The sequence below is a fragment of the Kitasatospora sp. NPDC088742 genome, from assembly GCF_055584905.1.
In genome coordinates this window covers 64,016-75,384 of the sequence record NZ_JBVJLD010000043.1, presented here as the reverse complement: position 1 = coordinate 75,384, position 11,369 = coordinate 64,016, and the positions used below count along the sequence as shown (strand labels likewise).

Annotated in this window: 11 protein-coding genes and 1 pseudogene; 1 reads left to right on the top strand and 11 read right to left on the bottom strand. The window is 69.4% G+C overall.

Annotation, left to right across the window (positions count from 1 at the left end; genetic code table 11):
• A pseudogene (locus ACZ6ZR_RS28525) lies at positions 1-581 on the top strand (IS5 family transposase); the annotation flags it as partial.
• 136 nt (positions 582-717) lie between these two features.
• Here the strand turns inward: ACZ6ZR_RS28525 and ACZ6ZR_RS28520 are convergent.
• From ACZ6ZR_RS28520 to ACZ6ZR_RS28470, 11 genes are all read right to left on the bottom strand, one after another.
• Complete coding sequence (locus ACZ6ZR_RS28520) at positions 718-1,635, bottom strand: DNA cytosine methyltransferase (RefSeq protein WP_465647071.1); 918 nt, start codon at positions 1,633-1,635, stop codon at positions 718-720.
• A 45-nt stretch (positions 1,636-1,680) separates the two neighbouring features.
• Positions 1,681-1,917: a hypothetical protein gene (locus ACZ6ZR_RS28515; protein WP_465647069.1), complete on the bottom strand. Its 237-nt coding sequence runs from the start codon at positions 1,915-1,917 to the stop codon at positions 1,681-1,683.
• On the bottom strand, positions 1,907-2,101 hold the full coding sequence (locus tag ACZ6ZR_RS28510) for a hypothetical protein (RefSeq protein WP_465647067.1): 195 nt from the start codon (positions 2,099-2,101) through the stop codon (positions 1,907-1,909). Before ACZ6ZR_RS28510 ends, ACZ6ZR_RS28515 begins: the two co-directional genes overlap by 11 nt.
• A 10-nt stretch (positions 2,102-2,111) precedes the next feature.
• A complete protein-coding gene (locus ACZ6ZR_RS28505) occupies positions 2,112-2,930 on the bottom strand; it encodes a sigma-70 family RNA polymerase sigma factor (RefSeq protein WP_465647066.1) in 819 nt (272 codons plus the stop codon).
• A gap of 334 nt (positions 2,931-3,264) precedes the next feature.
• Entirely contained in the window at positions 3,265-5,070 is a 1,806-nt protein-coding gene (locus tag ACZ6ZR_RS28500; protein WP_465647064.1) for a DNA polymerase, read from the bottom strand.
• A 110-nt stretch (positions 5,071-5,180) separates the two neighbouring features.
• The gene (locus ACZ6ZR_RS28495) at positions 5,181-7,619 is read right to left on the bottom strand and encodes a phage/plasmid primase, P4 family (RefSeq protein ID WP_465647062.1); all 2,439 of its coding nucleotides are present in this window, start codon (positions 7,617-7,619) and stop codon (positions 5,181-5,183) included.
• Positions 7,620-7,677: 58 nt separating this feature from the next.
• Entirely contained in the window at positions 7,678-8,067 is a 390-nt protein-coding gene (locus tag ACZ6ZR_RS28490) for a hypothetical protein (protein WP_465647060.1), read from the bottom strand.
• Positions 8,068-8,910: 843 nt separating this feature from the next.
• A complete protein-coding gene (locus ACZ6ZR_RS28485) occupies positions 8,911-9,186 on the bottom strand; it encodes a hypothetical protein (RefSeq protein ID WP_465647058.1) in 276 nt (91 codons plus the stop codon).
• Positions 9,179-9,829 (bottom strand): recombination directionality factor, encoded by a 651-nt coding sequence (locus ACZ6ZR_RS28480; protein ID WP_465647056.1) that lies wholly within the window; start codon positions 9,827-9,829, stop codon positions 9,179-9,181. Before ACZ6ZR_RS28480 ends, ACZ6ZR_RS28485 begins: the two co-directional genes overlap by 8 nt.
• A gap of 160 nt (positions 9,830-9,989) precedes the next feature.
• Positions 9,990-10,817 (bottom strand): hypothetical protein, encoded by an 828-nt coding sequence (locus ACZ6ZR_RS28475; protein WP_465647054.1) that lies wholly within the window; start codon positions 10,815-10,817, stop codon positions 9,990-9,992.
• A gap of 114 nt (positions 10,818-10,931) precedes the next feature.
• Positions 10,932-11,276, bottom strand: a complete 345-nt coding sequence (locus ACZ6ZR_RS28470) for a hypothetical protein (protein WP_465647052.1) — start codon at positions 11,274-11,276, stop codon at positions 10,932-10,934.
• Positions 11,277-11,369: the final 93 nt, after the last annotated feature.

Genomic DNA, 11,369 nt, shown 5'->3' with positions numbered 1-11,369 from the left:
GACTCCACGATCGCCCGCGCGCACCAGCACGCGGCCGGTGCGCGCAAAAGGGGGACCTGCAGGTCGAGCCGCCCGGCGGCGTCTTCACCGAGCCCGACGACCACGGGCTCGGCCGCTCCCGCGGCGGGCTGACCACCAAGATCCACCTGGCGGTCGAGCAGGCACAGAAACTGATGTCGCTCGTGATCACCGCTGGACAGCGCGGCGACTCCCCGCAGTTCCAGGTCGTCCTGGGCCGAATCCGTGTGCCGCGCCTCGGCCCGGGACGGCCACGCACCCGGCCGGACAAGGTCCGCGCCGACAAGGCGTACGGCTCGCGCGAGAACCGCGCCTACCTGCGCAGACGACGCGTCGGCTGCACGATCCCGGAGAAGCACGACCAGGTCGCCAACCGCAAGAAGCGCGGCTCCCGCGGCGGCCGGCCACCGAATTTCGACAAGGACGACTACAAGGAGCGCCACGCCGTGGAGTGCGGGATCAACCGCCTCAAGCGCCACCGCGCGGTCGCCACGAGATTCGACAAACTCGCCGTCCGCTACGAAGCGACCGTGCTGGTCGCAGCCATCAACGAGTGGCTGTGACCAGCACTTTCGAAACAGGCCCTAGCACCGTCCACTGACATTGGCTCAAAATCGCCCCACCGGACAGAGTTGGGCATAACGCAAAAACGCCCCCCGCCGGAGCGGGGGGCGGGCAGATACCAATTTCGTATCTGGTTCAGCGGTTGGTGAGCCGCTCCAGCAGCTCTGCGTACGCGGCCTGGGCCTGACGGGGTACCACTCCGTTGCCGATAGCCCGGAGCTGCTGCCGACGGTCCAGGCCATCAACTGCCGTGATGTAGCCGGGTGGTAGGCCCATCATCCACTCTCCGAAGGCCGGGCTGAGGCGCCTACCACCCCGGGGGCCGGTGTCCGTGGCTACGGGGGCGGGGACACCCGTTACCCGTTCCCACCGCCGGATCGCGGGTCCGTACTGGGCCCACCATTCGGCGGGAGAGTGGTCACTGCCGTCCGCAGGTTCGGGGAACCCATCCGGGTGCCGTTCCCCGGTCCGCCGGTCCCGTCCGATGCCGTCGGCGTCGGTAGGAGGTACACCACCTCGTCCTCCAGGTTGGGGCCGTGGCCGCCCTGCTTCCTCTTCTCCGGGTGTTGGGGCGCCCCGTTCCCGGCGAGGTTGCTTGTGGGGGTTTTCAGCAGTGGGGACGGCGAGTCCGAGCCAACGGTCCCGTAGGTGCGGAGCGCCGACGTCGGCAGCTCGAAGGCACGTCCACTCGCAGTCGTACCCGATCTCGGCCAGGTCGCCGAGGACCGTCGAGAGGCCCCTGCTCCTGAGAGCGGCGACGTTTTCCAGGAACGCGTACGCCGGTTGTAGGACCCGAATTGCCTCGGCCACGTCGCGCCAGATGCCTGACCGCTCGTCAGCCAACCCCTTTCTCGTCCCGGCGTCGCTGATCCCCTGGCAGGGGAACCCGGCGGTGATGACATCGACCTTGCCCGTGAGGGCGGACCAGTCGATGGTGCGGATGTCCCGAAGGTTGGGCGCCTCCGGGTGGTGCTTGGCCAGGATCAGCGACGGTCCTGGGTCGATCTCCGCCACGTAGGTGACGGTGCCGTTGATCAGTGGTGCGACGGCCATGCCGAGCCCGCCATATCCGGCGCAGAGTTCAAGGATCCGCACCGGTCACCGCCAAGGGGCGGTGCGGCCGAAGCCGGCGGCGCCCAGGGCAGCCTCCACCGCGTCGGCGAAGGTGGAGAGTGTGCGTGCGAGGGCCCGCGCCTCCGCCGGGGTGAGAACCACCCGGTCCCCGGGGACGGCAAGGCTCACCGTGCCGGTCTCCCTGTCCGTGTGCCACACGCGGGCGGTACCGGAGCGGGCGGCCAGGCGGCCGGTGGTCTCGGTGGTGATCTCAAGCGCCATGGCGGCGGGCCTCCGTCTGCTGGGTGGTGGAGAGGTGGTCGAGGAGCGGTGCGGCCAGGTCGGCCGGGAGCCGGACGCTGGCGGTAGTGCTCCCGGAGCGGTCGCGGAGATGGAACTCAATGTGACCGCGGTCGTCCCTGACGGTGACGGTGCCGCCCTCGGCGGTAGTGAAGGTGCGATCCACGCTGGGCCCCCTACGCCGCGAGGCCGTGGGACCCGGCGAGGTACAGCTCCTCGAACCGGCCCTTGCCGAGGTAGCGGGCTTGGCGGACCTGGCGTTCCGTCAGCCCCATGTCGGCGGCCAGGTCAGAGTCCGGCACATCCTCGCCGTACAGGGGAACCGGCGAGATCCCGTAATCCGCCTTGAGGACGTGGCGCTGCTGCGGGCCCATCCGGGCCAGCGCCTGATGGACGTGCTGGCGGACGATGGTCCGGCGGTGCTGCTGCACGTCGGCCTGGGTCACCAGGTCGGCGGGCAGGCCGAGGGTGTCGGCGAGCTGGTCGCCGAGGGTGGAGCCGTCGGAGCCGGCGGGGGCGTCGAGGTAGCCGTGGCCCTGCCAGGCCATCCGGGCGGCCCAGGCCCGGTCAGGGCTGAGTCCGCGCTGGCCCGGCGGTGGGCTGACACACAGCCGCTCGGCCTCGTACGGGTCACCTGCGGCCAGGCGCAGGGCCGCCTCAAAAGTCTTGCTGGACTGCTGACTTGAACCCTGCCGGACCTGCTCGCGGCGCTTGTCGGAGATGGTTCCGGATATCGTCCGGTCGGCGTAGGCGGTGAACCGGGCCGGGTCATCGTCCGGCCCGCCCTCGTACCTCTCGATGGCCAGCCACAGGGCCAGGCGGCCCTCCTGCTCCAGGTCCTCCGCCAGGCCGTAGTCCGTCTGTCCGCCGCTCGTCGCGTGCTGGCGTGCGTGCCAGGTCACGCGGGGCTCCAGGGCCGCCAGAACGGCGACGATGTCGGCCAGGGTCTTCTCCTGGGCGCCCCGGATTTGGGCAGCAGAAAGGGGGGTGTGCATTGCGCTCGTCCTTGATTGCTCGGATTCCGAGCCCTCCCTGGAGAGCGCGGGTAGAGCGGACGAGGACGTGCAGATGTATTGACCAGCCCAGGGGCATGCGTATTGCCCCCGTCCGGTGGCGTACGCGGCGGGCTGATCAGGCCGAACCGACGTGGGAACCACTTCGCCACGTGGCCGGGAAATGCGATTCGGAATTCAGGGCAGCTATCACCCGGGGTGGGCGCTCTGTCCGGTTTGGTGTGGCCGGTTCGTTGCCCTGGAGGCCGGTCTCGGGGTGTGCGTTACCGGGCCGTGACGCGGAGGGGGCAGGTACGAATTTCGTACCTGCCCCTGGTCATACGGTGAGCTCGTAGAGGCTTCCCCAGGACCGGCCGCCGATGGTGGCGTCAGCGGCGATCGGCACCCCGTACAGGTCGGTGGTCATGCACCGCACCAGCTCCCGGGCAACCTCCTCCGCCTCCGCCGCAGGGGCACTGACCAGCACCTCGTCATGGATCAGCAGTCGGAGGTACGGCAGGAGGCCGGCGGTCTCCATGTCGAGCACCGCCTGGCCCAGCAAGTCGCGGGCGGTGCTCTGGCACATGTAGTTCGTGGCGGCGTAGGACCTTGTGCGGTCCAGCGGAACGCGTCGGCCAACGGGGGTGATGACGGTCATGTCCCGGGCGAATGCCTCCCGCTGCCAGCGGGAGGCCGCACGCCGGATCTCCGGATAGACCCGGTCGTAGGCGGCCAGTGCCCTAACCACCTCGTCGTACGGAGCGCCGGACGACCTGGAGATGCCAAGGGCTCCGCCCCCGTAGACCTTTCCGAAACCAATTGCCTTAGCTAGCTTGCGGTGGTACTTCGTGAATCCAGGACCGAAGACCAATTCCGCCGTGAAATCGTGAAGGTCCTTACCGTCAGCCAGGCTAGATTTCATCAGCTTGACGTCGGCGAGGCTTGCCAGAACGCGCATCTCGACGGCGGTGAAGTCAGCACTGATGATGCGGTGGCCTTCGTCGGCGAGCAGGCAGTGCCGGACCGTCGCGTCCGAGGCGGGCAGGGTCTGGAGTGCGGGCTTGGAGATCGCCATCCGGCCCGTGCGGGCGGCGAGCGGCGAGAGCAGAGGATGGACGCGACCGCGGTCGTCCACCGACTGGAGGAACGTTTCTGCGTAGGTGGTCCGCCACTTCCCGGACCGCTTGGCTTGGATGACGGCCAGGGCCAGCGGGTTGGGTGTGCGGGCGCCGATCGGTTGCCACCGGCCGTCGAGGTCAGCGAGCTGGAGGAGCACGGTCTTGTCGACCTTCACCTGCCCGGAGCTGGTCCGCTCGGTCAGGACTTCACCCATCTCGGCCAAGGCACTGGCGAGTTGGCGGGTGGAGTTGACGTTGGCGACGCCGTACCGGCGGGCTTCCTCCTCGCACCGCTCGGCCTCCTCGCCGAGCCGGCGGTTCAGCGACTGGGTGTACTCCTGGTCCAGGACCAGCCCGGTGCGCTGCATCGTTGCGCACACCCTGGCTATCTCGTGTTCGTAGTCCACCAGCCGCTGGCGTACCCCCAGGTGTTCCAACTCCCCACGCAGGTGGGGCTCCAGGCGCGCCAGGAGGATGACGTCGAGCCCGGCGTAGACGTTGAACAGGGTGTTGGTCAGCGGGATGCCCGCCCACCCGGTGGCCTTCGTCAGGCCGTGCGCGTGGAACTCCGAGAGGAGGCCGTCCTGGGTGTCCGGGGCGAGCGGGTCCACCCAGTGCGCCGCCAAGGGCTTGAGGCCGGTGCCGCGTCCGCCCTCTGACTGCTGCCGGGGGTCAATTAGCGCCGCCATGATCCGGGTGTCCCGGGTTCGCGGCGCCAGCGACTCCAGCGGTATGCCGGCGTGCCGGTCCAGAACCGACCAGTCGTAGGCGGCGTGGTGGATCAGGAACCGGCGGCCGTGCGTGAGGGCGGCGCGGGCGAACTGCTGGAACTCCCCGCCCCGTTCCCAGTGGATCACCCAAGCGGTGCGGGCATCGCCGAACTGAACTGTCCGCAGCCGGAAGTGGGAGGAGTAGACCTCCAGCCCCGTGGTCTCGGTGTCCAGGGCGATCGGGCCGCGCCGGTCCGCCTCCTGTGCCCAGGCGTAGAACGCATCCAGGTCCGCGCCGGTCTCCGGCACGTTCACTGTGACGCGCTCGCCAGCGACCCGGTGGTGGTAGGTCCGCACGGGGCGCCCCCAAAAGGTTCAGGGCAGATACGAATTTCGTATCTGCCCTGTCCCTGGAGTGCGCAGGTCTAGTGCGCGAAGATGCCCGCCCCGGCAGCCTCCGGCACCGCCTCGGCGGCCTCCCGTATCCCTATCAGCGCCATTCCCCTGCTGGCGCGCTTGCGCTGGATCCCACGCTCCTCAAGCGCGGAATAGAAAGTCCTCCGGGTCCACCGCTCTTTGTGGGGAAGGTTCTCGGCTTCGCACCACGAGAGGTAGTGGTTGAACGCAGTGGATCCGTCCATCACCGTACCCGTCGGGCACGGTGCCAGAACGTCGGGAAGAAATCCCGCCAGGGCATCGGAGGTCTGCTTGTAGTCGCGGACCGAGTCGACCACGACCGCGGGGTCCCGCAGGCCCTCGCGGTACCAGTCCACGGCGCCCCGCACGGCCCAGGCCAGGATGCCCTCCGCCTCAGCCAGTAGCTTGACGTCCAGGGTGTGGTCCCGCTCCTCCGGCTCGAAGTACCGGGTGAAGGGGACAAAACGCACGCGCCGCCATAGGCCAGTGTCCTGGCTCTTGAATTTCGGCTTGTGGTTACTGGAAAGGAAAATCAGAAAGGCTGGCTTGAATTCAAAAAATTCTTGACGGAGGAATCGGGCAGAGATCATATCTTTTCCGCTGGCGCGCTTGAGGACGGATTCGGACATGGGACGCCCGGCCTCTCCCTCCGAGGCCAGGACAAGGCGCGCGCCACGCAGGCCCGCCAGGTCGTTGGGGATCCCTCCGGTGCCCTTTTCCTCGAAGGTGGCGAACCCGGTGGTGGTGGCGATGTCACGGAATACACCGGTAAGCGTGTCGGTTAGTACCGATTTGCCATTTGCGCCGCCACCGTGGAGGACGACGAAGCACTGTTCGGTGGTGTGGCCCGTCACGGCGTAGCCGGTCAGCCGCTGGACGTAGCTGGACAGTTCGGGATGCCCCGGGAAGACCTCGCCCAGGAACGTCTCCCAACGCGGGGCCCGCGCCTCGGGCAGGTAGTCCAGATCGAGGCAGTGCGTCAGCAGGTCCTCTGGGTCGTGCGGACGCAGGTGCCCGGTGCGCAAATTCACCGTGCCGTTACGGCAGTTGAGGAGGTCGGGGCGGGCGTCCAGCTGATCGGCCGTGATCCGGACGGCAGGGACGGACCGGAGCTCACGGAGGATCGAGTCGATGCCGCTCGTGTTGAGGAACTGCTTCGCCGGGCCGGGTGCGCCGGCGAGGGCGAGGGCGGCGCCCATGCGGTGGATCTCCTGCCGGACCCGCTCCGCGTCCCGCTTCCAGACCCTGCCCGTCCAGGAGTAGAACCCCAAGCCCGGGGCGTACCGGATCCGCCCATCGGCCCACTGGACCAGGGCGTAGGCGCTGATCGCCTGCGAGTCGCCGAACCGGTCGGTCAGGCCCTTGAGCATCTCCAGGGCCTCCATGCCCTGGTCCCGGCTGACGAAGTCGGCGCCGGTGCGCTCGCTCAGCACGGCGGCGCGGCGCTCCGTCTCTGCGTCGGCGCCGAGGGCGAAGGGGCGGACGGCCCGGACAGCCCGGTGGAGGGCGGTGGGGAAGGCGGCCTTGTCGTCGGCTCGCCAGTCCGTCAGGTCCCATCCGGCGGTGGGGATCTCCAGCCGGTAGGCGGTGACGCCGTGCTCGGCGAGGGCTCCGGCGAGGCGGGTGGAGAAGGCGGAGCCGGCGGTGTCGTGGTCACCGGCGATCACGACGTGGCGACCGCGGAGGCCTTCCGCCAACTCCTCTGCCAGGGTAGGGATTCCGGCGAGGCTGGCGCCGCGTACGGCGACCGCGCTGTATCCGACGCCTACGGCGGTGAGAGCGTCCCCGGGGCCTTCGGTGACGATGACGGTGTCGTAGCCGCCGAGGCCGGGGAAGTAACCGTAGCCACCCCACCGTTGGCCGTCGGGGTTCGACAGGCTGACCCACCGGGCGGCGCAATCGCCGCTGATGTCCCGCCCCTGGAGTCCGTGGACGGTGCCGTTGAACGCGCGCAGGGGGACGACGAGGCGGGGGTGGGCTACGTATGTCTTCGACAGGTAGGCCATCGCGGGCACCGTCCCGCCCGGGTCGGCACCGAGCTGGTGGTCGGCGGCACCGTCGAGGTCAAGGCCGAACCGGCCACCGAGGTAGGCGCGGGCAGCCTCTGCGGTCGTGTCGGAGAAGTCGAAGAGGGTGGATGCGGTGCCTTCCACGTAGGTGGTGAGGGCGGCCAACGGGCCAGGGCTGGCAGGCACCGGCTGCTCGTCCGTCACGCGGGGGCCCTCGCCGGTGACCTTGAACAGATCGGACCAGTTGACCCTCATCGCCCGGCGGACGGCGTCGGCGGTGCAGCCGGAGCGGCAGTGGAGGCGGACGGTTCCGCCCTCGCCGTGCCAGATCCGCAGGGACGGGTGGCGGTCGCGGTGTGCGGGGCAGCAGGCGGTGTACCCGCCGTCGGGGTGGGTGGTGACGGCGGTAAGGCGGGCCAACAGGTCGGTGATCTGCACGGTCGTTCTCCTCGGCGGGGTGTTTCCCGGCCGGGGAGAGCAGAGGTAGAGCGGCAGGTCAGGGCCCGTGCCGTAGGGCCTCACGAACGTTCTGGAGGAGGGCGGCGAAGTCGGTCAGGGTGCAGACCATGTACCAGCGGTCGATCCCGCCCCGGAGGTTGGCGCGGAACCGGTAGACCCCGGCGGCCTCGGCGCTGCGAAGCCTGAGGAGGAGGCGGAGGCGGGTGAATGTCCCGATGGTGAGGGCCACCTGGGCGTAGCCGGTCGGAAGGCCCCGGGCCTTGACGACGACGGCGGAGAACGGGAGGCCGGCCGCGCGAGAGCCGGCGGCAGCCTGGCGCAGCCACGTCGGAACGCTCCGCCGGGTGGCGTCCTTACACTCCAGGCTGAACGGCAGCGCGGTCAGGTCACCCCGGTCTCGGCGCCCGGTCTGCGGGGTGCGGATCACACGGTGTGCTGGAAGTCGGGGTGTTGGGAGCGTGGTGTTCAGGTAGTGGCAGACGCGGGTCTCCCAGCGCGTGCCCTGGTCCTGGTGGGTCAGGTTCTCAACTCCTGTGGCAGGTACGAATTTGGTACGTCACCCCCACCTGTACGGCCGGTATGCACCCATTCGGGGCCGATCTGTCAGATCCTTGCTGCACTGGCGACTAAGCGGTGTACCTTGCTCGTGTCGCCCAGCGCGGCACTGACCCTCCATCAACACCCAGGCCCGGCCCACCCGGTCCGGGCAGTCCGGTGAAAGGGAACAGGCCAGATGGACGGCAGTAGGAAGCCATCTTGGGTGGAGCGGTTCGGACGGTGGATGCGGCATAACAATGCCGTGCTCACCCTCTTCGTCGCGGCAGCCGGGGTGGTGGTGGCGGCGCTGAAGTAGCGTCTCCTGGCCGGGCCTTCCACGGTGCAGCGGTACGCCGCTGTGAGCTCCACCCGGCCGACACAGGGAGATGGTGTGTCAGCCATCGCCCGGCTGGGCGGGCGGAATTGACCGCACGGGCGCGCATAGGCGCGTCAGCCACGTGACGCCCAGCCAACGCAGAAGGGCCCCCGACCACGCCTAATGGCCGGGGGCTCCTGCATGTCTGACGCACGGTTTGAACCGTGCGTACGGCACTGTTGAACGGTACCGAAACCACAGGGTTGTTGGTGCAAAAGAGTGCGCGTTTCCACTGGAAACGGGTCACTCTTTCGTGATGGAAACGGGTGGGTTCCACGAAGAGTGCCTGGTCAGCGGCTTAAGCGGACCGGGGCACCCACTTACGTAAGTAGGTGCCCCAGTCGTTTAACAGGGTGGTTAACCCTCCGCGTGGCCCGGCATCACCAGCCGGACGTGCTCCGCGCTCACCCAGGTCCGGCGCAGGGACCGGCGGCGGATGTAGCCGGACTCCACGCCGGTCGGCTCCACCAGGAGCATCGGGCGGAGGCGGCCGTCGACCACGCGGGTGGTGACCCGGAGGATGACGGCGTCGGCGGAACGGACGCGGTTACCGCGCCGGGCGGAGTAGGTGATCAGGTCACCGGGGTAGACCTCGTCACCGGCGTAGTCACAGACGATCGTGCGGTCACTCACCGGCCGCACCACCCTCCGCGGTCGCCTCGTCGGCGGTGCCGGCGGGGCCGAGGACGGTGAACACCGGCTTGCGGAAGCTGACCGCCTCACCGGCCGGGTTGGTGAACTGGACGAGCTCCAGGGTGAGTTCCACCAGGGCCGGGCCGTTCACGGCGTCCAGGCCGTTCTCCAGCTCGTGGAGGACCTTGAGCAGTTCCCAGGAGCCCGAGACGAGCTGGCCCTTGCCGAGGCCCGGGGCGTCGGCGAGGCGGAACGTGACCTTGGTGTTCGGGCCGGGGCCGCGCTCGGCCCGCGCCAGTGCCTTCCGTTCGGCCAGCAGCGGGGGGCAGCCGCACGGGGTGCCCGCGTCCTCCGGCGGCTCCAGGAAGCTGACGCCGTCGCAGTGGTGGATCGGACCGGAGCGGCCCCAGAGGATCAGGGACGACTCGATCGCGTCGACGCCGTCGAGGACGAGGCGGACAGTGTCGGCCCCGGTGATGACCTCCAGGTTGTCCTCCTTGGAGGTCTCCCACTCGGCCGGGGTGCCGCCGAGGAGGTCGGCGACCGCGGAGGCGACGTCGGGGTCGCCGGTGGTCACGCGCCAGGTGGCGAGGGCGATGGGCCGCTTGTTGACGACTCGGCCCGCGCGGAACTTGAACGCCACGTCCGAGCTGAAGTCGGGCTTGGGCTGCGGGCGGGCGTCAGGGTCGGTGTCGAAGATGCGGGAACGGATGGCCAGTTGGGCGCCTCCAGGGCGTTAGGGGGTGGGGAGAAGGATGGGGCAGGTACCGAATTCGTACCTGCCCCGGAAGCCGGCGGGCTGGTCAGCGGGCGCGGCGCTGGGTGCCGGTGGTGAGGTTCCGGGAGCCGGCGGCCATGGGCTTGCCGATGACGGTCTTCGAGGTCTCGCGGTCCCAGCGGAACACGTCCTGGAGGACGCGGAAGACGGCGAAGACGTCCGGGCCAGACGCTACGGGCTTGAAGGACCAGGACTCGGCGGTGACGTGAAGGACTGCCGCGCCGTGCACCTTCGGCATCGGCAGCTCGGTGCCGTCGGCGGTGATGATGCGGTCCGCGTGCCGGTAGGCGGAGAGCTGGAGGGCGACGTCGGGGTAGGTGTCTTTGGAGGTCTTCCAGTCGACGATGAGCAGGTGCTCGGCGCCGTCCGGGTCCGGCGTGCCGTCCTCCGCCAGGCGCACCCGGATGATCGCGTCGAAGCTCCCGGCGTAGCCGTAGGTGTCCGACCAGCAGACGTCCTCCGCGTGCACCAGCTCGGGCTTGAACAGGGCCAGGAACTCCTCGAAGTGTGCCCGGTAGGGCTCCAGGTCCGGATGGACGCGGGCGACCTGTTCGCCCCGCAACAGCCTCTCGAACAGGTCGTGGGCCTCGGAGCCCAGGGCGGCCCGTGCGCGGGTGTAGCGGGTGGCGGCGCCCTTGAGGTAGTCGATCGCCCCGGCGCGGTCGGCGTGCGCCATCTGCGCGACGAAATGGAGGCTGTCAACGGCCAGCTCGGCCACCATGCGGGCCTGCCAGTAGGCCAGGAAGGGCTTCGGGATCATCGCCAGGACCGAAGTCACTGACGGTGCCTTGTCGGCGGTCTCCGGGTGGATGTACCAGCGGGCACCGCCTCGCTGGATGGTACGGACGGTCAACGGCAACTCCCAAGCGGCCAGGTGGTGTTCGGTCACCAGCTTGGGAGTGCGGTGGTAGAGCGCGGGTGGCCCCGCCCGGGGTGGTCCGGGCGGGGCCGTCAGGTCAGGCGCGGGCTACAGCAGGTCGGCCACCCCGTAGTGCCGGGCGACGATGACGGAGCGGGGGAGGTCGCGCTCGTCAGCGGTCCGTACGACCGCAGCCTCCAGAGCCGGAATACTGGCGCCGGTGCCGTCCCGCAGACGCGCCATGAGGGCTTCGGCGGTGCGCTTGTGGTTGTGCCGTGCGATGTCGCGGTGGCGGGCCACCAAGGGCTCGAAGACCTTCGCCTCGTCCCACATCGAGGGCGTGTCCAGGCTGCGCAGGTAGCGCGGCAGGGCAGCCATGGCCAGCTCGTCCAGCGTGGGCAGTGCGGGCCCCTGGCTGGTGCTGTCGGTGGAGTCAACGTGCTTGTCGGACATCAGACTTACTCCCTATCGGTGTCGGCCCCGCCCTAACCGCGCGGCCTGACAGCTCGAAGGTAGATCCAAGATCGTTTTCCGTCGAGCGGGTAG